General features: G+C 63.8%; 19 protein-coding genes and 1 pseudogene. 14 read left to right on the forward strand and 6 right to left on the reverse strand.

Features of this window, described 5'->3' with window-relative positions:
- Positions 1-258: 258 nt before the first annotated feature.
- From XH92_RS16950 to XH92_RS16960, 3 genes are all read left to right on the forward strand, one after another.
- Positions 259-1,677, forward strand: a complete 1,419-nt coding sequence (locus XH92_RS16950; protein WP_194460214.1) for an MFS transporter — start codon at positions 259-261, stop codon at positions 1,675-1,677.
- A 79-nt stretch (positions 1,678-1,756) separates the two neighbouring features.
- Positions 1,757-3,763 (forward strand): S9 family peptidase, encoded by a 2,007-nt coding sequence (locus XH92_RS16955; protein ID WP_194460215.1) that lies wholly within the window; start codon positions 1,757-1,759, stop codon positions 3,761-3,763.
- 145 nt (positions 3,764-3,908) lie between these two features.
- Positions 3,909-6,311 carry an EAL domain-containing protein gene (locus XH92_RS16960; protein ID WP_194460216.1) on the forward strand — a complete coding sequence of 801 codons (2,403 nt, stop codon included), beginning with the start codon at positions 3,909-3,911 and terminating at the stop codon, positions 6,309-6,311.
- Positions 6,312-6,332: 21 nt separating this feature from the next.
- On the opposite strand, the gene XH92_RS16965 is transcribed toward XH92_RS16960, so the two are convergent.
- Positions 6,333-6,767: a hypothetical protein gene (locus XH92_RS16965; RefSeq protein WP_194460217.1), complete on the reverse strand. Its 435-nt coding sequence runs from the start codon at positions 6,765-6,767 to the stop codon at positions 6,333-6,335.
- A gap of 44 nt (positions 6,768-6,811) precedes the next feature.
- Here XH92_RS16965 and XH92_RS16970 point away from each other — a divergent pair, with 44 nt between their 5' ends.
- Positions 6,812-7,459, forward strand: coding sequence for a hypothetical protein (locus XH92_RS16970; protein WP_371818044.1), 648 nt, complete (start codon positions 6,812-6,814; stop codon positions 7,457-7,459).
- A gap of 89 nt (positions 7,460-7,548) precedes the next feature.
- Entirely contained in the window at positions 7,549-7,905 is a 357-nt protein-coding gene (locus tag XH92_RS16975) for a hypothetical protein (RefSeq protein ID WP_194460218.1), read from the forward strand.
- A gap of 42 nt (positions 7,906-7,947) precedes the next feature.
- Here XH92_RS16975 and XH92_RS16980 read toward each other — a convergent pair whose 3' ends face one another.
- A complete protein-coding gene (locus tag XH92_RS16980; RefSeq protein WP_194460219.1) occupies positions 7,948-9,291 on the reverse strand; it encodes a PLP-dependent aminotransferase family protein in 1,344 nt (447 codons plus the stop codon).
- Between the two features lie 181 nt (positions 9,292-9,472).
- On the opposite strand from XH92_RS16980, the gene XH92_RS16985 reads away from it, so the two are divergent.
- Positions 9,473-9,709 (forward strand): DUF1127 domain-containing protein, encoded by a 237-nt coding sequence (locus tag XH92_RS16985; protein WP_194460220.1) that lies wholly within the window; start codon positions 9,473-9,475, stop codon positions 9,707-9,709.
- Between the two features lie 334 nt (positions 9,710-10,043).
- Complete coding sequence (locus tag XH92_RS16990) at positions 10,044-12,587, forward strand: EAL domain-containing protein (protein WP_194460221.1); 2,544 nt, start codon at positions 10,044-10,046, stop codon at positions 12,585-12,587.
- 33 nt (positions 12,588-12,620) lie between these two features.
- Here the strand turns inward: XH92_RS16990 and XH92_RS16995 are convergent, their stop codons facing one another.
- Together XH92_RS16995 and XH92_RS17000 are read right to left on the reverse strand one after the other, a co-directional pair.
- Positions 12,621-14,171 carry a winged helix-turn-helix domain-containing tetratricopeptide repeat protein gene (locus XH92_RS16995; protein ID WP_194460222.1) on the reverse strand — a complete coding sequence of 517 codons (1,551 nt, stop codon included), beginning with the start codon at positions 14,169-14,171 and terminating at the stop codon, positions 12,621-12,623.
- Positions 14,172-14,282: 111 nt separating this feature from the next.
- Complete coding sequence (locus XH92_RS17000; RefSeq protein ID WP_194460223.1) at positions 14,283-15,833, reverse strand: winged helix-turn-helix domain-containing tetratricopeptide repeat protein; 1,551 nt, start codon at positions 15,831-15,833, stop codon at positions 14,283-14,285.
- Positions 15,834-16,055: 222 nt separating this feature from the next.
- On the opposite strand from XH92_RS17000, the gene XH92_RS17005 reads away from it, so the two are divergent.
- The 4 genes and pseudogenes from XH92_RS17005 (at position 16,056) to XH92_RS43055 (ending at position 17,127) form a co-directional block, all read left to right on the forward strand.
- A complete protein-coding gene (locus XH92_RS17005) occupies positions 16,056-16,307 on the forward strand; it encodes a DUF1127 domain-containing protein (RefSeq protein ID WP_194460224.1) in 252 nt (83 codons plus the stop codon).
- 153 nt (positions 16,308-16,460) lie between these two features.
- A complete protein-coding gene (locus XH92_RS17010) occupies positions 16,461-16,766 on the forward strand; it encodes a class I SAM-dependent methyltransferase (protein WP_194460225.1) in 306 nt (101 codons plus the stop codon).
- 10 nt (positions 16,767-16,776) lie between these two features.
- A pseudogene (locus tag XH92_RS43880) lies at positions 16,777-16,899 on the forward strand (methyltransferase domain-containing protein); the annotation flags it as partial.
- Between the two features lie 45 nt (positions 16,900-16,944).
- A complete protein-coding gene (locus XH92_RS43055; protein ID WP_246788464.1) occupies positions 16,945-17,127 on the forward strand; it encodes a hypothetical protein in 183 nt (60 codons plus the stop codon).
- A gap of 160 nt (positions 17,128-17,287) precedes the next feature.
- On the opposite strand, the gene XH92_RS17020 is transcribed toward XH92_RS43055, so the two are convergent.
- Complete coding sequence (locus XH92_RS17020; protein WP_194460226.1) at positions 17,288-18,415, reverse strand: mandelate racemase/muconate lactonizing enzyme family protein; 1,128 nt, start codon at positions 18,413-18,415, stop codon at positions 17,288-17,290.
- A 348-nt stretch (positions 18,416-18,763) separates the two neighbouring features.
- On the opposite strand from XH92_RS17020, the gene XH92_RS17025 reads away from it, so the two are divergent.
- Positions 18,764-19,771 carry a D-isomer specific 2-hydroxyacid dehydrogenase family protein gene (locus XH92_RS17025; RefSeq protein WP_194460227.1) on the forward strand — a complete coding sequence of 336 codons (1,008 nt, stop codon included), beginning with the start codon at positions 18,764-18,766 and terminating at the stop codon, positions 19,769-19,771.
- A gap of 94 nt (positions 19,772-19,865) precedes the next feature.
- Here the strand turns inward: XH92_RS17025 and XH92_RS17030 are convergent, their stop codons facing one another.
- Positions 19,866-20,804, reverse strand: coding sequence for a LysR family transcriptional regulator (locus tag XH92_RS17030; RefSeq protein ID WP_194460228.1), 939 nt, complete (start codon positions 20,802-20,804; stop codon positions 19,866-19,868).
- A gap of 143 nt (positions 20,805-20,947) precedes the next feature.
- Between XH92_RS17030 and XH92_RS17035 the strand changes: the two genes are divergently transcribed.
- Both XH92_RS17035 and XH92_RS17040 read left to right on the forward strand, forming a co-directional pair.
- Entirely contained in the window at positions 20,948-22,117 is a 1,170-nt protein-coding gene (locus XH92_RS17035; protein WP_194460229.1) for an ABC transporter substrate-binding protein, read from the forward strand.
- A gap of 5 nt (positions 22,118-22,122) precedes the next feature.
- Positions 22,123-23,370, forward strand: a complete 1,248-nt coding sequence (locus tag XH92_RS17040) for a flavin-dependent oxidoreductase (RefSeq protein ID WP_194460230.1) — start codon at positions 22,123-22,125, stop codon at positions 23,368-23,370.
- The last annotated feature ends 148 nt before the right edge of the window (positions 23,371-23,518 follow it).

A 23,518-nucleotide genomic window follows, 5' to 3' on the forward strand; every position in this document is an offset into this window, starting at 1 on the left:
TCCGGGCCGGCCGCGGCGTTTACCAAAGCGTGAAGTCGGTGTGCGCATATGCGTGATCGGGCTGTGGACCGCCGTTCGGGCCGGAATGAGGCGCCGCCGAGGCAGTCCGTAGGTCTATTGAGGCAAAACGCCGCGCAACGCCGCTGCGGCCGGATCGGCCGGCCGGCATGATCATGACACACTTCGACCGATGGCGAAGTATCCTTGAGAAACGAAGATCTATCTCTGGCATTGGTTGCCCAGAGCGAGGTCAAGACCATGCAACAGACATCCCTGAATCTCCGGCGCGTGCCGGACCAGCGCGCGGCTTCGCAACAGCAGTCGACCGGGCTTGCGGCGACGTTGACGCTCGCCGCGATGAGTCTCGGCTACGGCGTCGTGCAGCTCGACGTCACCATCGTCAACACGGCGCTCAACGCCATCGGCGGCTCGCTCGGCGGCGGCGTTGCCGAGCTGCAATGGGTGGTCAGCGCCTACACCATCGCGTTCGCCGCCTTCATCCTGACCGCGGGCGCGCTCGGCGACCGGATCGGCGCCAAGCGGGTCTTCATGGCGGGCTTTGCGATCTTCACCGCGGCATCGGTCGCGTGCGCCGTTGCGCCTGACGCCGTGACGCTGATCGCCGCGCGCTGCGTGCAGGGGCTGGCCGCGGCCATCCTGGTGCCGAACTCGCTCGCGCTGCTCCGGCACGCCTATGCCGACGAGAAGGAGCGGGGACGCGCGGTCGGCGTCTGGGCCGCCGGCGCGAGCCTTGCGCTGACCGCCGGCCCGTTCGTCGGCGGCGGGCTGATCACGCTGGTCGGCTGGCGCGCGATCTTCCTGGTCAATCTGCCGATCGGCCTCGCCGGCCTCTGGCTCGCCTGGCGCTTTGCCGGCGAAACCACGCGCCATCGGCAGCACCGGCTCGATCTGCCGGGACAAATTGCGGCGATCGCCGCGCTCGGCACGCTGGCCGGCGCGCTCATCGAGGGTGGCGCGCTCGGCTGGAGCAGCCCGTTCGTGGTCGCGGGCTTCGTTCTCGCGGCCGTCTTCTCCGTGCTGTTCGTGTGGCATGAGGCGCGCGCGGCGCAGCCGATGCTGCCGCTCTCGCTGTTCAGCCACAGGATGTTTGCCCTGGCCTCGCTGGTCGGCCTTTTGGTGAACGTTGCGTTCTACGGGCTGATCTTCGTGCTCAGCCTCTACTTCCAGCAAGTCAATGGGCTGTCGGCGTTCACGACCGGCCTCGCGTTCGTGCCGATGCTCGGCGCCGTGCTGCCCGCCAACCTGATCGCGCCGCACGTCGCCGAGCGGATGGGCGCGCCGCGGACCATCGCGCTTGGCGCCGCGATCTCGGCCGCCGGATGCCTGGCGATGCTTTTCATCGGTCCCGGCACGAGCTATCTCGCGATCTGCCTGCAACTGCTCGCCATCAGCGGCGGCCTCGGCCTGCTGGTGCCGCCGTTGACCTCGACGTTGCTCGGCAGCGCCGAGCCGCAGCATGCCGGGATCGCGGCGGGGGTGCTGAATGCGACCCGGCAGACCGGCAGCGTGCTTGGCGTCGCGCTGTTCGGCTCGATGGTCGGTCGCTCCGCGGCGTTCATCGCCGGCCTGCATGCGGCACTGGTGATCTCCGCCGGCGTCTTGCTTGCCGCTGCCGCGCTGATCTGGGTCGGCGCATCATCACAAGCGCGGCAATGAGCGAGGCCGTCGTTGCGTGGTCGCGGCGCGGCATCTAACCTTGCGCCGTTGGGGACTGTCGCCGCCGGGGGCCGACCAGATGCCTGCGCCAATCGACCGTCGTCTGTTGCTGCGCCGCGCCACCGTGCTCGGCGCCTCGCTTCCCTTTGTCGGCCTGATCGGTCCGGTGCGCGCAGAGCCGCCGGCTCTGATCGCGCGCAGGGTGTTCTTCGACAATCCCGATTACATCAATGTCCGTCTCAGCCCGGACGGCACGCAGCTGTCCTGGGTCGCGCCGCTCGACGGTGTGAACAATCTCTGGGTCGCGCCGCTGTCCGACCTCAGGGCGGCGCGGCCGGTGACCCGCGTCACCGATCGCAACATCTCCGCTGAATATCGCTGGGCCCACACCAACCGCCACGTGGTGTTCTTCCGCGAGCGCGACGGCGACGAGAACTGGCGCGCCGCCAGCGTCGACATCACCGACGGGAAGATTGTGCCGTTGACGCCGGAGACCGGCGTCAGAGCCTTCCTGCAGGAGTCCGATCGCAAGTTTCCCGAGGAGATGCTGCTGCGGCATAACCAGCGCGACAAGCGCTACTTCGACATGTACCGCGTCAACGTCGTGACCGGCGCCAGCGAACTGGTCTACGAGAACCACGACTATACCGGGCTGATCACCGACAGCACATTCCAGCTGCGGCTGGCGTCGCGCCTGATCGCCGACGGCTCGGCCGAGGTGTTCGAGCGCCATCCGGACGGCAGCTGGGCTCCGTTCATGACGGTGCCGATCGCCGAGACCGACACGACCCATCTGCTGGATTTCAGCGCCGACGGCAAGATGCTGTACCTGATCGATTCACGCGGCCGCGACAAGGCGGCGTTGTTCGCCGTCGACATGGCGACCCGCCAGACCACGCTGCTGGCCGCCGATGATGATGCCGACATCGTACGGGCGATCTTCGACCAGGATCGCCGGCCATTGGCGGCGCTGGCGATCACGGACCGGATGCGCTGGCACGCCGTCGATCAAAGCGTCGCCAACGACCTCGCCGATCTCGGCCGCTATGGCGCCGGGGATATCAACTTCGTCAGCAACAGCGACGATCTCCGGCTCGGCACGGTCCATTTCGAGCGCGACACCGAGAGCGGTGAATTCGCGCTGCTCGACCGGAGGACGCGGGAGGTACGCAAGCTCTTCACCCAGCGGAGTGCGCTCGATGGTCTCGCATTGCGTACGCTGCAGCCGGTCGTGATCCCCTCGCGCGATGGCCTGCGCCTCAACGGCTATTTGACCCGCCCGGTCGAAGCCGCGGCCGGGGTGGTGCCGCTGGTGCTGGTGATCCACGGCGGGCCGTATTACCGCGACACCTGGGGGTTCAGCCCGGTCCATCAATGGCTCGCCAACCGGGGCTATGCGGTGCTTGCCGTCAACTACCGCGGCTCGACCGGCTTCGGCAAAGCCTTCATCACCGCCGCCGACCACGAATGGGGCGGCAAGATGCATGACGACCTGATCGATGCGGTCGATTGGGCGATCGCGCAAGCCATCGCCGATCCGAAGCGCATCGGCTTCTTCGGCGGCAGCTATGGCGGCTATTCGGCGCTGGTCGCAGCGACCAGGACGCCCGACGTCTTCGCCTGCATCGTCGATCTGTTCGGCATCTCCAATCTCGTGACCTTCATGGCGACGATCCCGCCCTATTGGGGCCCGTGGATCAGCGTCTGGAAGAACCGGCTCGGCGATCCCGGCACCGAGGCCGGCCGGGCGTTCCTGGTCGAACGTTCGCCGCTGACCCACATCGACCGTGCCGTGAAGCCGATCCTGATCGCGCAGGGCATGCGCGACGTGAGGGTTGTGGCTGCCGAGTCCGAGCAGATGGTCAATGCGCTCAAGCAGCATGGCGTGCCCGTGACCTACATCACATTCGCCGACGAAGGGCACGGCTTTGTGCGGCCTGAAAATCGGCTCGCCTTCTATGGCGTCACCGAAGCCTTCCTCGCCAAGCATCTCGGTGGTCGCTGCCAGCCGGTCGGAAACGATTTCGCCGGCTCGTCCCTCAAGGTCGAGACCGGGGCTGAACTGGTGCCCGGATTGCACGGCTGAGACGAATTGCACCGGCGGATTGCGGTTTTCCGTGATCATGTCGCGTGCATTCAAGGCTTTTTCACCATGGCACAGCCTTGCTGCGGTGCGGTTACCGTTCGTACACGAATGCACTTGTTTTTATAGGCCCATAACGGGGGCCTATATGTATCGCGTTCTGACCTGTCTCACCCTGGAACATGACTGGCGGTTGGTCGTCCTTGGCGGGGTGATCTGCCTGCTCGCCAGTGCCGTCGCGATCAGCCTGTTTCACCGGGCTCGCGCTGCAGAGGGCCGCGCCCGCGAGATCTGGATCGGACTTGATGCGGCGGTCGGCGGATGCGGCATCTGGGCCACCCATTTCGTCGCCATGCTGGCGTACGATCCCGGCATCGAGGCCGGGTACAACATTCCGATCACGCTGCTGTCGCTGGTGCTCGCGGTTGCGATCCTGGCGGTTGGCCTGGCGGTCGCAACGCTCAACCAACGCTGGCACACGGTCGCGGCCGGCGGCGCAATCGTCGGCGTCGGTGTCGCGGCGATGCACTACACCGGCATGCTCGGGCTGGAGCTGCCCGCGCGCATCGTCTGGTCGCCCGGCATCGTCATCGCATCGATCGCATTCGGAAGCCTGTTTGGCGCGCTTGCGCTGGTCGTGGCCGCGCGCGGCGAGCGCCTTGGCATCACTGCGGCTGCGACGGGTCTTCTGACGCTTGCGATCGTCTCGCATCATTTCACCGGCATGGGTGCGGTGACGGTGGTCCCGGATCCGACGATCGTGCCCGACGGACTCTCGGTCTCGCCGCGCGTGCTCTCGTTCATGACCGCCGTGGCGGCCTTCGCGATCCTCGGCCTGTCGCTGATCGCCTCGATCCTCGATCGTCGCGCCAAGACCGAGCTGCACAAGCAGAAGGTGGTGCTCGATACCGCGCTCGAGAACATGTCGCAGGGGCTGTGCATGTTCGATGCGGATGGCCGCATCATGCTGTTCAACGAGCGCTACAGCGAGATGATGGGGCGCAGCCGCGTGCCGCTGCAAGGACGCCTGCTGATCGACGTCCTGCAGGACCTGCATTCCATCGGGGAGTGGGACGGCGATCCCGAGGAGTTCTGCAATGCGCTCGTCGCCGAGGCAAAGGCCGGCCACAGCGCGACGCGGATCGTCAGCCGCAACCAGCGCGCGATTCGCGTCGTCGATCAGCCGATGAAGGGCGGCGGCTGGGTCGCGACCTTCGAAGACATCACCGAATGGCAGCAGGCGCAGGAACAGATTTCCCACATGGCGCGGCATGACGCGCTGACCAATCTGCCGAACCGGACGCTGTTCCGCGAGCAGCTCGAGAAGGCGTCAAGGCTGGCCAAGCGCTCCGACCAGCTCGCGGTGCTCTGCCTCGATCTCGATCATTTCAAGGAGATCAACGACACGCTCGGACATCCGATCGGCGATGCGCTGCTGCGTGAGGTCGCGCGGCGGCTCGGCGAGTGCGTCACCGAGCACGACACCGTGGCGCGGCTCGGCGGCGACGAATTCGCCATCGTGCAGTTCTGCAGCAATTGCGAGCCGTCCGTGGTGTCGTCGCTGGCGAGTTGCGTGGTGGAGCGGATCGCGGCCCCTTATGAGATCGAGGGCCACCAGCTCGTGATCGGCGTCAGCATCGGCATCTCGCTGGCGCCCGAGGACGGCAAGGACCCCGACGAGCTGCTGCAAAAGGCCGACCTTGCGCTATACCGCGCCAAGGCCGACGGCCGCGGCACCTACCGGTTCTTCGAGGCGGGGATGGATGCGCGGGCGCAGGCGCGCCGCCTGCTGGAGCGTGACCTGCGGCTCGCGCTCGAGCGCGACGAGTTCACGGTCTATTACCAGCCGATCCGTGATGTCGAGGGCGACCGGGTCGTCGCCTTCGAGGCGCTGGCACGCTGGAATCACGCGCAGCGCGGCTTGATCGCACCGAACAATTTCATTCCCGTCGCCGAGGAAACCGGACTGATCGTTCCGCTTGGCGAGATCGTGCTGCGCAAGGCGTGCGCCGATGCCGCGGGCTGGCCCGAGGACATCGCGGTCGCCGTCAACCTGTCTCCGGTGCAGTTCAAGAACCCGAACCTGGTGTCGTCGGTGAAGGCGGCGCTGGATGCGTCGGGTCTGTCGGCGGATCGGCTCGAGCTCGAGATCACCGAATCGGTGCTGCTGCAGAACAGCGAGACGACGCTCGCGGTGCTGCATGAGCTGCGTGGCTTCGGTGTCCGCATCTCGCTCGACGATTTCGGCACCGGCTATTCCTCGCTGAGCTATCTGCGCAGCTTCCCGTTCGACAAGATCAAGATCGACCGTTCCTTCGTGACCGACCTTGCGACCCGCGAGGACTCGATGGCGATCGTGCGCGCGGTCACCGGCCTCGGCAAGAGCCTCGGCATCGTCACCACCGCAGAAGGGGTCGAGACCGACACCCAGTTCGATCTGCTGCGTCAGGAAGGCTGCACCCAGGCGCAGGGCTATCTGTTCAGCCCGCCGCGGCCGGCGGCCGACGTCGCCAAGATGTTGCGCCGGGCGCCGGAACGATCGGTCGCCTGATCTGGGAGAAGGTTGGGGCGCTCAGCTCTTGCGCAGGGCAAAATAAGCGCCGCAGAACGCCATCACCGCGCCGAGGCACAGCGCGGCGAGGCCGGCGAGCACGGCGGATATGGTCGACACCGTGCTTGGCGCCGATGCGGCCTGGCCGGCGCCGGCCAGCATCAGCACGCCCACGACGATCAGAAACTGCCGCATCCGCTGCGGGATCTGGCCGGCCACCGCGCTGTGCATCAGGTTGGCCGTGAAATAGCCGCCCGAAAATCCGACGCTCGCGATCAGCCACCACGCGATCGCCGCGCCCGCCGGCATGAACTCGTGGCTATCGGAGCGCCACAGGCCGCCGAGATCGAGCCCGTAGCGCGCGCCGAGCATGTGCACGGCGAGCGCCAGCAGCACGCCGGATATCATCGCGCCGCCGAGGATGAGGTAACGCGGAAAATAGGTCGTCTCGGGCATGGCTCGCTTGTAGGATAGGCGTGACATCGCATGCAAGCGTGTGGATGTGTTCGAACAGGCGGAACGGCGGATTGCCAACAGCGTTGCAGGACCGGTCGGAGGCGGGCGAGGGCTCGCCGCTGCGCTATGCCTACAAAGCCTCATTGGTCGGCTCGGCGCACCAGTTCGAGCTGACCGGGGACGGGTTGTCGTGGCGGATCGCCGGCAGGTCGGGCGTATGGGATTACGCCGACATCTCCGCCGTGAAACTGTCCTATCGGCCGGTTTCGATGCAGCAGCAGCGGTTTCGCGCCGACATCGACAACGCCAAGGGCGGCCGGATCGCGATCCTGTCGACCACCTGGCAGACCGCGACGCTGGTCGCGCCGCAGGGGCATCTCTACCGCGACTTCATCGTCGAGCTGCATCGCCGCATGCAGGCGGCCGGCAGCACGGCGAGGCTGGTCGGAGGCCTCGGGCCGAAGACGTACACCGCCGCGCTGGCGCTGCTGGCGTGTCTTGCGGTGGCAATGGCGGGATTGCTGGTGATGGCGCTGCTGGCTGCGAACTGGATGGGCGCGCTGTTCCTGGTCGGCTTTGCCGCGCTGTTCACCTGGCAGGTCGGCGGCTTCGTCACCCGTAACCGGCCGCGGCGCTATGGCTTCGATCGATTGCCCGATGCGCTTTTGCCGCAGGCCGATCGCAGTCAGTGAGTTGGCAGCTCCGGCGACCGGACTGTAAGCGGGCTGTAAGCAACACGCTGTAACATTGGCGACTGAATTGCTTTTGGCTGGAGTGTCAGATGACAATCCGGGCTCCATTTTTGGCTCTATGCCTCGTGCTCCTGAGCATCCCGCCGGCGCTTTCCAAGGGCAGCGTAGGCAACAAGCATGATCCGCTTGATCGTAATCACGTCGACAATCTGCCGCCCGACGTGCGGCAGTATGTTGCCGGAATTTGCAAGGGAACGCCGGTCGCGCAGCACGACTTTGCGACCTACTCACCGCAAGAAAAACGCTGGCGGATCAACCTCGAATATCTGCAGTGCGGCGTGATCGGGGAATATCGTAGAGGCAACCAATGCCTCGATGTGGACTTCGTCGCCGACGGCGCGCATTTTCGTCTCGTGAGAAAGACCTATGCGGCCTGTGGCTTTTGATGCTCCAGTTCCGGACTGCCGCTTCGGAGTGAGCGTGCGATATTACTCCGTCGAGTCAAAATCCTCTTCGGTCGCGCTCAGCATGCCCGCCAGGGTCCGCAGGCCGATGTCGAGCTGCTCCATCGGCGGCGCGGCAAGCGCGAGCCGCACCGCATTGGGCGCGTGTCCCGGGGTGGCGGCGAAGGTCGTCGAGGGCGTCAGCGCGATGTCGCGGCGTGCCGCGGCCGCGACCAGCGTCTGCGAGCGCCAGTGCGGCGGCAAGGTCAGCCACAGATGATAGGATTTCGGGTTGGTCTGGATCTCGAAATTGGCCAGATGCTTGGCCGCGATCTGCTGGCGGCGGCCGGCGTCGATCCGCTTCAGCCGTGACAATTCGGCGGCGGTGCCGTCGGCCATCAGCCGTTGCCCCGCGGCGAAGGCGTAGCCCGACGCCGTCCAGCCACCCGAGCGCACCGCGGCCATGATGCTTTCGCGCAGCCGCGGCGGCGGGACGATGAAGCCGAGCGCGAGGCCCGGCGCGACCTTCTTCGACAGGCTGTCGAGCACGATGCAGCTGTCCGGCGCGAGCACGGCCAGCGGCACCTCGTCGTCGAGGAATCCATAGACGCCATCCTCGATGACGACGAGGCCGAGCTTCTCCACCACGCGCAACAACTCGGCGCGGCGCTCGGCCGGCATCGTAATGCTGAGCGGATTCTGGATCGTGGGCTGGACGTAGAGCGCGGACAGATGCGCCTCGCGGTGCGCCTTCTGCACCGCGTCGGGGCGTACGCCATGCTCGTCCATCGCGAGCGGCACCAGCGTGATGCCGAGCCGCGCGGCAATGCCCTTCACGAACGGATAGGTCAGTGCCTCGACGCCGCAGCGTCCGCCGGGCGGCACGACCGCGGCGAGCGCCGAGGCGATGCATTGCCGGCCGTTGGCGGTGAATACGATCTGGTCGGGATTCGGCGCCCAGCTCTTGCGCGCCAGGAATTCCGCGGAGATCGTGCGGGCCGCCCGCGTGCCGAAACTGGTCGCCGGGCGCAGCGCGCCCTCGAGCACCTCGGGCCGCTCCAGCCCCTCGAGGCTCTTGGCGATCATCGTCGCCTGATGCGGCAGCAGCGGATAGTTGAATTCGAGATCGATGCGGGCGCCGCGCGGCTCGGGTGGGGCGGCGTTGCCGCCGCGCGCCTCGCCAGACACGAAGGTGCCGCGGCCGACTTCACCGACCACCAGCCCGCGCCGCAACAGCTCGGTGTAGACCCGGCTCGCGGTCGAGACCGCGATGTTGCGGTCATAGGCGAAATGGCGTTGCGGAGGCAGGCGGTCGCCCGCCTTCAGCGCACCGCTGGCGATCTCGGCGGCCACCGCATCCGCCAGCTTCAGATATTCGAATCTCGACATTATTGCACCGAGAGCAATGTTTTACTTGCTCCGAGCAATGTACCGGATCATTTAAGAGGGAACAAGCCCATGATTGCACCGAGGAGTGCGCAAGCAGTCCGAGGTCACGACGGCGCAGGTGCTGAAACGGCATTTGCGTCAATGGCATAGCTTTGCCGTTTGGGCCGCGAAGGAGATGACAATGACGACGATATCCTCAACCGCCGCATCGCCCGCGCGCTCCAGCACGCTGATCGGATTGCTCCGATTGCTCCGAGTGTGGGGCGATACACTCGCGACCTATTGGGTGCGCCGCGAGGCGATCAAGACGCTGCGCCAGCTCGACGACCGGACCCTGCGCGATATCGGAATCTCGCGTTGCCAGATCGAGCCCGCCGTCGCCGGCGATCTCGATATCGAGCTGGTGCGGATCCGCTAAGCAGTCGCGTGACGCAGCGCCGGAGCGGGATGGATTCAGGTCTGGCCGTATCCCGCTTTGGCGCATGAGTTGGCGCGACGGCTTTGCGTGATTGGAACGATGCATCGCGGATTGCCCGCTGGTTCGTGGTGCGGCTTTTGAGCGACCAGTATCCGAGTGTGGTGAAGACCCTTCAGATTGGGGCGCTTCCGGACATGTGCTGCCGGTTGCAGAATTCACGGAAACTACACCAAAGAAGCGGAACAACCCCGGTTTGTGCCCGCCGTCGCTCCAAGGTTGTGGCGCTCTATGCTAGCGTAATAGTTGCGTACGCTAGCGTTGTAGTTGGGGACCGATGGCCGCTCGCAAATTGTCGCAAGGGCAGGCCCCGACCCGGGAAGCGCGTCGCCGCTGGCATGAGGAGCGGTCGCTGCGTTGCGCCATCAGGCTGGCCCGCATGGGCTATTGGGAGTCGCAGAGCGCCGCCGCGACCGATCTCTGGATATCGCCCGAGCTCGCTGCCTTCTACGAATTCGAGACGGTCGACGGCTACGTCCCGATCGCGACAGTGCGCGCGCGCTATCTGCCCGAAAGCCGGAAGATTCTGGAGACGCACTACGCGGCCTGCTGGGCGGAGGGGCAGCCCTACGCGGTGCGGACGCGGCTGCGCAGCTCCGATGGCAGCCTGCTCGACTGCGTGGTGCATGGCGAGCCGGAATTCGACGCGCGCGGTCAGGTCCGACGCGTATCCGGCATTGTCCGCGACGTCACCGAGGAGACGTCCGCGCTGCGGCGCCTGACGGAGAGCGAGCAGCGGCTGGCGGATTTTGTCTCGACCGCCTCGGACTGGTGCTGGGAGAGCGACGCCGCCCATCGGCTGCTGCCCTATCCCAAGTCGCTTGCGGGCAATGCAGCCTTCCAGACGGTGGCCTCCGGCGGCAAGGCGCGCTGGGAGCTGGCCTATGCGCCCGAGGACGCCGAGGCCATGGCGCGGCACCGGGCCGACATGGAGGCCTATCGCCCTTTTCGCGACTTCACCTATACGCTGATCGGCCAGGACGGGTCGCGCGTCAGTATCTGCACCAGCGGCAAGCCGATCTTTGCCGACGATGGCAGCTTTCTCGGTTATCGCGGCACGTCCAGCGACATCACCCAGCTCCGGGCGGCCAAGGCATTGCTCGACCAGCGCACGCGGGCGCTTGAGGAAGCGCACCGGCTCGGCAAGATCGGCACCTGGAGCTACCGCCTGGACACCGGGCGCACGATCTGGGCGCCGGAGCTCTACCAGCTTCTCGGCTTCGACCCCGACGGGTTCGAGCCGACCGATCAGAGCATGAGGCCCCATTTCCTGGACGGCGACGCCGAGCGCTTCAAGGACGTGCAGCGCAGGGTGCTCCGCAGCCGCCGGACCGAGGCCACGGACCTGCGCATCCTGCACGCGGACGGCACGGCCCGCGATCTGGCTGTCATCTGCAAGGCGGAGGTCGCCCACGACGAGGTCATCGGCATCATCGGCACCGTGCAGGACGTCACCGAGCGCAAGGAGGCCGAGCGCCAGCTCGAGCAGCTCGCCTACAGCGATCCCCTGACCGGCCTCGCCAACCGCGCACTGTTCACGCGCCAGCTCGCCGCATCGATCGAGGGCTGCGCCCGGGACGACCGCGGCGCCGCGCTGCTGCTCATCGACCTCGATCGCTTCAAGGAGGTCAATGATTCCCTTGGCCATGCCGCCGGCGACAAATTGCTGATCCAGGTGGCGGCTGCGCTGCGGCAGGAGCTGGGGCCGCGCGCCTTCATCGCCCGGCTCGGCGGCGACGAATTCGCCGTGCTGGCGGAGGGATGCGGCACGTCCGATGCCGCGCTGACCGGACTCGCCGAACGGCTCATCGGCAAGCTGTCCGTCCCCGTCGATCTCGCCGAGGGCGAGGCCTTCATTGGCGCCACCATCGGCATCGCCCGCCTGCCGGAGCACGGCGCGACGGCCGAGGCCGCCGTGCGCAACGCGGACCTCGCGCTCTACATGGCCAAGGAGGCCGGACGCGGCCGCGCGCAACTGTTCGAGCCGGTCTATGCGCAGGCCGTCGATCAGAGGCTCGATCTCGGCCGGCATCTGCGCCATGCCGTCGAGACCGGCGCGCTCGAGGCCCATTACCAGCCGCAACTGGATTTGAGGACCGGCCGCGTCGCCGGCTTCGAGGCGCTGCTGCGCTGGACCCATCCCGAGCGCGGGCCAATCTCGCCGGCGGAATTCATCCCGATCGCCGAAAGCTCCGGGCTCATCGTCGATCTCGGCCTGTGGGTGCTGCGCGAGGCCTGCCGGCAGGGCCGCGCCTGGCTCGATGCCGGGCTGCCGCCGCGCTCCGTCTCGGTCAACGTCTCGCCGGCGCAGATCTGGAACGTGGATTTCGATGCGGCGGTCTCGGCCGTGCTGGCGGAGACCGGCTTTCCGGCGCGGCTGCTCTGCCTGGAGCTGACCGAAAGCCTGTTTGTGGATCATACCGAGCAGCGGATCAGCCGCACGCTCACCGCGCTCTCCGGTCTCGGCGTCCGGCTGGCGCTGGACGATTTCGGCTCGGGCTATTCCTCGCTCGGCTATCTGACGCGGCTGCCGTTCGACTGGCTGAAGGTCGACCGCGCCTTCGTGGATGGCATTTCCACCGCGCCGGAGAAGCGCAAGCTGCTCGGCGGCATCATCGCCCTGTCGCACGGGCTCGGCATGACCGTGGTGGCGGAGGGTGCCGAATTGCCGGCCGAGGTGGACGTGCTCGGCGGGCTCGATTGCGATCTGGTGCAGGGCTTCGTGTTTTCCCCGCCCGTCACCGCCGACGAGGCGCCGCTGGTGGCCGCCAGCATCGAGCGCGAGGCGGGCAGGATCGAGCCAAAACGGAATCGCCTCTAGGCGAACATCGCGTCGGCGCGGGCGCGCGTGGGTTCATTCGGGCAACCCTGCTTTTCGAAGGCCCTCAATCAAAAGCTGCGAGTTTGATTGTCCGCCCCGGGCGATCCACGTCGATATTGTAAAGGCGGGATCGACCTCAAGCAGACGCGCCGCCGCCTCACACGCCTCAGCATCTCGCCCGAGATGAGCGAAAGCGGACGCGAGACAGCGGTGAGCTGGTGAGTAGGACGGGTCCTGACGAAGGGCTTTATTCCCTGCGGCGATGGCCTCGTCAAAGCGACCAAGCTCGATCAACGCCGTCCCCATCGCCGCAAACATCAGGTGCAGCCGCGGGTCTACCGGGCTCATGCGCATGGCGCGCTCAAAGCTCCGGACCGCTTCCTCCGGTAGCCCCGCAATTCTGTAGACTTGGCCTCTGCTGTTCCAAGCGCCGAATGAATTTGGGTTCAGCGCGACCGCCCGGTCAGCCATTTCAATCTCACTTTCACTATCGCCGACCATGAACGCCGAGGTTATGGCAGCCGTCGCCAATGTGTCCGGATCACCATCGTCGATACTCAATGCCAAGCGACAAAGCCGAATAGCTTCCTTGCGCTCGAATTGAGGATCCATCGCGTAGCCCAAAACGACGTTGAGCATGTGACAGTTGCCTGCCAGCGCAGCGACAAAGCCGAACCGAGGGTCAAGCTCCAAGGCGCGGTGAGCAAGCCTTATTGCCTCCGCCATCCGTTCGCGGGTCGTTAGGTAAAACTGCTGCCTCGCGCGGAGAGAAAAATCATACGCGCTGAGGTTCTCCGGTCGCCGCCGCGTGGCCATTGCAATTTCTGTTTGAAGCAATTTTGGCTGAATGGCCGAGACAACGGCGACCGTGACTTCGTCCTGCAGCGCGAAGACGTCTGTCAGGTCGCGCTCGAACCTGTCCGCCCAGATGTGCGCGCCTGTTACCGCGTCGATCAACTGCCCTGCGATGCGAACTTTCCCCGACGCCTTGCGCACTGACCCCTCAAGGACATAGCGCACACCGAGCCTGCGTCCGACCTCCTTGACATCGACGACTTTGCCCTTGAACGTGAAGCTCGAATTACGCGCGATCACGAACAGCCATTTGAACCGCGACAGCGCCGTGGTGATCTCTTCGACCATCCCGTCGGCAAAATATTCCTGTTCGGGGTCGCCGCTCATGTTCTCAAACGGCAGCACGGCTATTGACGGCTTGTCGGGAAGCGCCGGAGCGCTCGCGGGCGCATCGCCGGGATTTGGGCCGGCAGCTTCTCGCGCCTCGCGCACCTGTCCGACGAAACGGAATCCCTTGCGCGGCAGCGTCTTGATCAGGCGCTGTTCCTCCCCGGAATCGCCGATCGCGCTTCGCGCGACGTTCAGCCGGGTCGTCAGTGCTGCATCCGAAACGCTGCGCCCATTCCAAACCGCATTGATGAGGTCGTCCTTACTGACGACGCGCTCTCTGTTGCGGATCAGGTAATCGAGCAGATCGAACACCTGTGGTGCGACGGAGACGACGTCCGCCCCGCGACGTAACTCGCGCCGGTCGGTGTCGAATACGTACTCCTCGAAGAGATAGCGCAAGATACGAATCCCCTTGGATGATGCAGACTCATGCAGCACAGCAAATGGAATTCGGCCAAACTAAGCTGGCCGCTTTATGATCACCGCATCGGAGCAAACCTGCGCGTGGGTTCATTCGGGCAAGCCCGCTTTCCGGAGACCCTCAATCAACAGCTTCGCGTTTGATTGCCCACCCCGGACAATCCACGAAGATATTGTAAAGGCGGGATCGACCTCGAGCACACGCACCGTCGCCTCGCGCGCCTCAGCGTCACGTCCGAGATGGGCGAAAGCGGCCGCGAGACAGCGGTAAGCGCCTGCATAGGAGTGGTTCTGACGTTGGGCCTTCTTGCCTAAGACGACGGCCTCGTCAAAGCGACCAAGCTCAATAAAGGCAAACCCCATCCCAACGAGCGAGTTTGGTAGCAATGGGTCGACCGGGCTCACGCGCATCGCACGTTCAAAGCTCCGGACCGCTTCCTCCGGTAGCCCCGCAATTCTGTAGACTTGGCCTCTGCTGTTCCAAGCGCCGAATGAATTTGGGTTCAGCGCGACCGCCCGGTCAGCCATTTCAATCTCACTTTCACTATCGCCGACCATGAACGCCGAGGTTATGGCAGCCGTCGCCAATGTGTCCGGATCACCATCGTCGATACTCAATGCCAAGCGACAAAGCCGAATAGCTTCCTTGCGCTCGAATTGAGGATCCATCGCGTAGCCCAAAACGACGTTGAGCATGTGACAGTTGCCTGCCAGCGCAGCGACAAAGCCGAACCGAGGGTCAAGCTCCAAGGCGCGGTGAGCAAGCCTTATCGCCTCCGCCATCCGTTCGCGGGTCGTTAGGTAAAACTGCTGCCTCGCGCGGAGAGAAAAATCATACGCGCTGAGGTTCTCCGGTCGCCGCCGCGTGGCCATTGCAATTTCTGTTTGAAGCAATTTTGGCTGAATGGCCGAGACAACGGCGACCGTGACTTCGTCCTGCAGCGCGAAGACGTCCGTCAGGTCGCGCTCGAACCTGTCCGCCCAGATGTGCGCGCCTGTTACCGCGTCGATCAACTGCCCTGCGATGCGAACTTTCCCAGACGCCTTGCGCACTGACCCCTCAAGGACATAGCGCACACCGAGCCTGCGTCCGACCTCCTTGACATCGACGACTTTGCCCTTGAACGTGAAGCTCGAATTACGCGCGATCACGAACAGCCATTTGAACCGCGACAGCGCCGTGGTGATCTCTTCGACCATCCCGTCGGCAAAATATTCCTGTTCGGGGTCGCCGCTCATGTTCTCAAACGGCAGCACGGCTATTGACGGCTTGTCGGGAAGCGCCGGAGCGCTCGCGGGCGCATCGCCGGGATTTGGGCCGGCAGCTTCTCGCGCCTCGCGCACCTGTCCGACGAAACGGAATCCCTTGCGCGGCAGCGTCTTGATCAGGCGCTGTTCCTCCCCGGAATCGCCGATCGCGCTTCGCGCGACGTTCAGCCGGGTCGTCAGTGCTGCATCCGAAACGCTGCGCCCATTCCAAACCGCATTGATGAGGTCGTCCTTACTGACGACGCGCTCTCTGTTGCGGATCAGGTAATCGAGCAGATCGAACACCTGTGGTGCGACGGAGACGACGTCCGCCCCGCGACGTAACTCGCGCCGGTCGGTGTCGAATACGTACTCCTCGAAGAGATAGCGCAAGACGCGAATCCTCTTGGATGAGGGGCCCCGATAACCGGTAGCACTTTAGCCCGGCTGGAAATCGCAAGAATAGGCTGCCGGTGAGGAAAATGTAGCCTGCCGGTCAGGCACACCCGCCGCTCTCGCGGCATCCTCCTGCCGGCTGTGACGGCTCCTGACACCATGGTGGCACCAGGGAGCGCTAAAGCGGTGGAAGAAACACCGTCCCAGGGAGACTTCGCAATGAGCTCGACGCACAGCACAACGTGGCTGGAACGGACATCCGTATCGACCCGGCATGTCTCCAGCTTCATCTTGAAATGTTGGGATGCCTTTCAAGAGCGCCGCGAACGCCAAAAAATGCGCGCCGCCTTGTCCAACTTAAGCGACACGGAGCTGATGGACATCGGCACCACGCGCGGCGAGATCGACTACGTCGCCTCGCACCGAGGTATTGACCCGCGAGGCATCCGATCCGGCGAATGGCTCCGATAGCTGCCAACGGTGGACGGCCAGGTTGGGCCCATCGACTTCCGTTAGGGGCCAGACTCGGACATTAATCCGCGCTGAATATGCGACCCAAGGTCCCTCTTTTAACCGACTATGATATGGTCGCGCCAAGTCGCTAGGGATCGGAGACGCAATCTCATGGTTGATCTGTCCAAGCTCGACCCGGCCACGATGGCGCAGCATCTCGGTAAGCCAGAGGGCGAGATCGGTCGCGCTCTGGCTGACAGCATGGCCGAACGAAACTGGTCGATTTATGAGCTGGCATTCAAGCACCTCGGTGTCCGATCGGGCGAGCGAATCTTCGAAGTCGGCTTTGGCAACGCAAAGGTGGTCCCTCGCTTGACGGGGCTCGCGTCGGGAATAATCTATACCGGCATCGACTACTCTGAAGCGATGGTCGCCGAAGCAAAAGGCATTCAACAAAAACCTGATTGCAGCCGGTAGCGTCGAGTTCATCCATGCGTCGGTTGAGGCAATACCGTTTGCCGACGACGCGTTCGATCACGCACTGACGGTCAACACCATTTACTTCTGGCCAGAACCGGTCCGCGCTCTTGCTGAAATCCGCCGCGTCCTACGGCCCGGTGGCAATCTCCTCCTCGTCGCGGGGACTCCCGAGCAAATGGCCCAGAACAGCTTTACGCAGCATGGTTTCCGTCTCTATGCCGACGCTCAACTGCGCGAGTTGTTTGTAAAGGCTGGCTTCCGTGAGGTCGCGGTCGAATTGTATCGTGACCAGGCACCGACATTGGATCGTAGCAAAACGGCGGAGCGTGAAAGTCTTTTCGTCGTAGGTATCGCGTAAAGCCGCGAAGACAACGCGCAAACGAGTCGATGTTCGTGATGTCCGGTTCGGGTCACAGCGTCGCCCTCAGCAACAACTCGGCCATCCATCAACTCGCTATGACCGGTTCGCGACCGAGGGTCTTCCTCCGGTATGCGACGTCCCGGATACCCGAGACCGCCTAGATGATCCTGCGACCGTACTTCCGAAGTGCCTTCTCCGACAACGTGACCCCGATACCGGGCGCCTCGTTCAGCCTGAGCATGCCGTCCGTCATTTCCGGCGGATTTTCGAACAGCTCGGCCTGGAGCGGGTCGCGATCCGCGTCGAACGATTCGAGTATGAGGCCGGCCGGCGAGGATGCCACCAGCGGCGCATGCAGGTAGCAGTCGTGGTGAGGTGCGAAATCCACGTGATAGAGCTCGCACAGCGCGCTCAATTTCTTCAGGGCCGTATATCCGCCCGACATCGTGCTGTCGGCCTGCATGATCTGGATCGAATGATCCTCGATCAGGTCGCGGCAGCGGAAAACGGATAACTCACTCTCTCCCGCCGACAACGGAATTTTCGTCTCTCGCGCCAGAAGCCGAAGCTGCCTGTGATCGTCAGCCCATCGCACCGGCTCTTCGAGCCAGCAGATATTCAAGGGCTCCAGCGCCCGCGCGCCATCGATCGCTTCCTTGAGGGACCACGCGCGGTTGATGTCGATCATCAAATCGAGATCGCCAATGACCTCGCGCAGGGCCTCCATGCGCTTCATGTCGTCCTTCAAGGGCAGGCCGCCGAACTTGGCCTTGAAGGCGCGATGGCCCTTCGACTTCAGCGCGAGCGCTTCGTCCCTGATTTCGGAAATCGTCTTGCCGTCGCGGTAGTAGGCGCATGTGACGTAACACGGCACCGTATCGCGGTATCCGCCGAACAACTTGTAAAGCGGCAGCCGGGCCGCTTTGCCGATCGCATCCCAACACGCGATATCGACGGCGGAAAGAATCCGAATGAGGGTCTCGCGGCCCCAACCCTTTTCGTGCGCGACGCGTTGCGACGTCAAACTGAAAAGCCTCTCGTAGAGCCGTTCAGGCGATGCCGCGTCCTCGCCGACGATGAGTTCGCCGATGCCCGATTTGAACGCCTGAACGATCGGCTCCACCGAACTGAAGCTGGTGGCGAGACCGAAGCCTTCGATGCCGCTCGCGGTCCGGATGCGAACCAGCAATTCGTTCGCCCGCGGAACCGTAAAATTGCTGACCCAGTAGGCCGGCCCCTCATTCGGCGCGGTCAGGATCTGGACTTCGATTTCGGTAATTCTCATAGGTCTCCGGGCGGCGGTTGTTATTGGATGATCAGATACGACGTTCTTTAGAACCGTCGTCCGGCAGGCTGAAAATCAAATGGTTGTGCACGCGCCCGGCGGCATCGCCATCACGTTCATGGATCTTCTGCGCGCCAACCGTCTCCTTCGACGCGGCGCGCCGTACACGATGCCCCCTTTTGATAGGTCGGGCCGGGTTTGATGAGCGCGACCGAGGCCTTGTGGCGACGCAATATGTGCGAAGGGCCACGAGCTGACATCCGGGCTGCGGGGCAAATCGCCAGTTCGCTTTAGCGTGCTGGGGGCTTAGGCTATGGTCCGGTGTCTACCGAGCAGAAGGGGGCTAGTATGGCTGAGGGAAAAGTCGTGCTCTGGCGGTCGATGTACCACCCCGAGGGCCACCAGATGCTGGCCGAGGCAGGGCTAGATGTCGTCATCGTCGACAGCACGAACGTTGACGAGATCAAGCAAGTCCTCCACGGGGCGCGCGCTTTGTGGGTCCGGACGCCTGAGCGCGTGACCGCCGAAATATTGGACTCCGGCACTGAACTGGCGGTGGTATCGACATCGGGGTTCGGCACCGACAACATCGATATTCCGGCTGCTACGGAACGCGGTATTCTCGTTGTCAATCATCAGGGGTTCGGCCGAGTGCCGGTCTCCGAGCATACGATCATGATGATGTTGGCTTCGGCCAAACAACTCGTGTGGGGCGATCGAGGTGTGCGGGACGGCTCGGCTTGGAGTAATCGCTCTGGTCTTCAGATCAGCGAACTGGAGGGAAAAACGGTAGGCATCGTTGGGCTCGGTTACATCGGCTCGGAAATTGCTCGGAAGCTGAAATATGGGTTCAATTGCCGCGTCCTTGCATACGATCCATACGTCAACCCGAGAGTTGTTCGCCTGGTTGATGCGGAAATTGTGAAAGACCTTCATGCAATGCTTCCGGAATGCCAATTCCTTGTGTTGGTGCCCGAGCTAACGCCGGAAACGCGCGGCCTAATCGGAGCGAAGGAGCTGGCCGCTTTGCCGAAGGGCGCCATCGTCGTCAATACGGGGCGAGGGCAGGTGCTCGATTTCGATGCGCTGAATGATGCTCTGGTAAATGGTCAACTCTTTGCGGCGGCTATCGACGCCTATTTCCCGGAGCCATTGCCGGCGGAACATCCGCTGCTACGAAATCCGAAGGCAACGCTGTCGCCTCACATCGCCGGCACAACGGTCGAGGCATCGCTGCAGCTCGCGCGTTCTGCTGCGGATCAGATCCTGGCGGCACTCTCCGGGACGCTGCCCGCATTCCCGGTAAACAAAGTAGCCTGGGACGGCCCAAAGTCCCGCCGCCCCAAATGCACATGACAGGAGAACGGCCTGCCACGAGCGAACGACCGCCGCGTCAACGGCATCTTCGTGCGTAATTTCGGAATATTAGAATAGTATTCCTGAGAGCAGATCACGTCGACAACGATTTTGCCACAGATCTCGCTTGTTCAATGAACAATTTCGCCAACGGACCCGGGGTGCGGTTTTTCACGGTGAGAATGGCGATCGCATCAAGCGTAGTCGGAAGTTTTGCAGGCAGGATTTTCAATCCCACGCGTCGGGAACTGAATTGAGCAACGGAGTTTGGCAGAACGCCAACGAATTTTCCGGTCGCGATCAGTGTAGTGGTTAGTTGAATGGACAACGTGGCAATCTCTGGCCGCGGCGATTTCAATCCGCTGGCGACGAATATTCCTGAGATGATTCTGCCAGGCGTGCTGTCGAGCGGCGGAAGCACCCAGGACTCCTCCATCAAATCGGCAAGCTCGACGCGACGCCGGCGCGCCCACGGGCTGTTCACGCCGGCGACCGCGACAAACGGCTCCTGCAGCAATGGCTCGACCGCCAAGTCATCCTCGACAAAAGGATCCGGCAGTCGCCCGACCATGAGTTCGACCTTGCGCTCACGTAACGGATTGAACTGCAACAGCGCGACGTCGGCGTGGATCACCTGCAACTGCACGCCCGGATGCTGCTGCAGCAGGCGTTCACAGATCGCCGGCATGATGCCGGCGTTCATGATTTCGGAGCAACCAACCGCCAGTTCGCCCGACGTCGGGTCGGTGAGAAACTCAATCTGCTTCAGCCCCTGCCGCATCTCGTCGAAGACGCTGACGCCGCATTTGAGCAGGGCTGCCCCGCAATTGGTCACTTCCACCCCTCGCGAAGTGCGATCGAACAGCTTTACCCCAAGCGTTTGCTCGAGATCGGAAATTGTCTTCGACACGACGGGATGGGAGATCGCGAGCTTCTGCGATGCCTTCGCCATGCTGCCCGATTCTGCTACGGCGAGCATCACGTGAAGGTCGCGCAGCTTGATGCGGCGGCCGATGCGGTCCGACCAGTCCATCTCTGCCCCCTTAGTCCAGAGGCTATAGGGATGTCTCAAAATCCAACTTTTAAACTACAGCGGGGAGAGCCAGTATTTCAACCCGCAGTCGGCGATCCAATTCCGGTCGGGAGGTGCGCCGACTCCGACGGAGGAGGCCAGCTATGCCAAGGAATTCAATCCTTTCGGCTGCCGTTCTCGCAGCCTCGATCGCCATAGCCGGCAGCGCCGGCGCGCAAGGCACCGTCAAGATCGGGATGGTCATGCCAATGACCGGCGCGTTGGCAGGGGCAGGGCAACAAGTGCTTGCGGGCGCTCGCCTTTATATCAAGCAGCACGGCGACATCGTGGCCGGCAAGCGGATCGAACTGATCGTCCGGGACGACGCCTCGTCCGGCGAAACCGGCCAGCGCCTGATCCAGGAACTCGTCGTCAACGATCAGGTCGACGTGATCGGCGGCAGCCTGACGGCCGACCTTATGCCCAGCGCATCGTTTGTCACCAAGGCGCAGAAGCCGACTGTGATCATGATTTCAAGCACAACGGCCGTGATCGAGAAGTCGCCGTTCTTCGTGCGGACGAGCTGCACGCTGGCGCAATCCTCGGCCATCCTCGCGGACTGGGCCGTGAAGAAGGGGCTCGGCAAGGCGGTGACGCTGGTCACCGAATTCGCGCCTGGGCTTGAGGCAGAAGAAACCTTCACCAACAACTACAAGGCGGCCGGGGGCCAGGTCGCCGAGGCGATCCGCGTACCGGTCCGCAGTCCAGACTTTGCGCCGTTTCTACAACGGGTCAAGGAGGCTGCTCCGCAGGCACTGTTCGTGTTCGTGCCGTCCTCGCAGGCCGCGGTGTTCGCCAGACAGTTCGTCGAACGTGGCCTCGACAAGTCCGGTATTGCGCTGATCGGGCCCGGCGATCTCACTGACGACGAAGCCCTGCCGAACATGGGCGACGTCATGCTTGGAGCTGTGACGGCGCATTTCTACTCGAGTGCGCACGCGTCCGCCCTGAACAAGGCGTTTACAGAGGCCTACCAGAAGGAGACCAAGGCGCGCGCGAATTTCATGGCCGTGTCAGGCTATGACGGCATGCACCTGATCTATGAAGCCTTGAAAAAGACCGCCGGCTCGACCGACGGCAGGACCCTCGTCGGCGCAATGAAGGGCATGGCCTGGGATAGCCCGCGTGGACCGATGTCGATCGACAAGAACAGCGGCGAGGTCGTCCACAACATCTACATCCGCAGGGTCGAGAGGGTGGATGGCGAACTGCGAAATGTCGAGTTCGAGACCTTCCGCAATGTCAGGGATCCTAGCGTGGCTGCCGCGAAATGAGGGATGTGCATGTCATCGTCACCGGAGGCGGCATTGGCGGGCTGAGCCTTGCGCTCAGCCTGCATCAGGTGGGAATACGCGTCCGCGTCTACGAAGCGGTGCGCGATCCTCTCCCGCTCGGCGTCGGCATCAACCTGCAGCCCACGGCGGTACGCGAGTTGACCGAGCTTGGACTCGGCGATGCTCTTGCAGAGACCGGAATCGCCACGCAGCGATTGAAACTCTGCAACAAGTTTGGGCAATTGATCCATGATGAGCCGAGGGGATTGGCAGCAGGATATCGCTGGCCGCAAATTTCCATCCATCGCGGAGAACTCCAACTTATGCTGCTTCGCGCGGTGCGAGAGCGGATCGGCGACGGAAATGTCCGCACGGGAATGAGGCTTAGAGGCTTCGAGCAGCGCGGTGGGCGCGTGCGGGCTCGCTTCAGCGATGAGGACTCCGGTTCAGACCTGTTTGAAGAGGCCGACATCCTCGTCGGCGCCGACGGCATTCATTCCGCCGCGCGGCGCCAGGTTTATCCTGACGAAGGAGTGCCACGCTTCGCTCACCAGATCCTGTGGCGTGCGGCGATCGAGGCCCAACCGTTCCTCGATGGGCAGACGATGGTCATCGCCGGGCATTTCGATCAGCGAATTGTCGTCTATCCGATCGGCAAGACTGCAGGAGGCAAGTTGCTCACCAACTGGATTTGTCAGATGACGGTGCCCGATCGGGCGCCAATCCCAGAACACTGGAATCGACGCGTCGGGAAGGAAAAGGTGCTTTCGGCATTTGAGCGCTGGCGATTTCCCTGGCTCGACCTGCCGACACTGATCGAACGATCGCAGGACATCTACGAGTTTCCACTCGTCGATCGCGACCCGGTTCCGGCGTGGTCATTCGGCTGCGTCACTCTCCTCGGCGATGCGGCACATCCCATGCAGCCGATCGGTAGCCAGGCCGGTTCGCAAGCGATCCTGGACGCCCGCACCCTTACCCGCGCTCTGGCTGAGACTGATGATCCCGTTGCCGCGCTGGAACGCTACGACGCGGAGCGTCGGCCCGCAATGAACGACATTATCCTGCGAAATCGGAATCTCGGACCTGAAGCCGCGATGCAGCTTGTAGAGGAACGAGCGCCGAGCGGGTTTGCCCGCATCGAAGACGTGATCTCGCAACATGAGCTCGACGTCATCACAAGATCCTTCGCCACGGCCGCGGGCCTCGATGTCGCAACAGTCAATCACAGGCCGTCGTATCTGGCTCCGTAGCAGAACCACCTGAGAGAGTCTGCTATTGGCGCGAACGGAGTCCTACGAAGGTCAACCTCCGGTGAGGGGCACACCGCTTCGTGTCAAAAGGTGAAGAGTTCAACGTGAGCACAATGCGTCCACCTTCGGGTGCATAGCGGCCAATCGC

This window comes from Bradyrhizobium sp. CCBAU 53421, from assembly GCF_015291625.1.
Classification (GTDB): domain Bacteria; phylum Pseudomonadota; class Alphaproteobacteria; order Rhizobiales; family Xanthobacteraceae; genus Bradyrhizobium.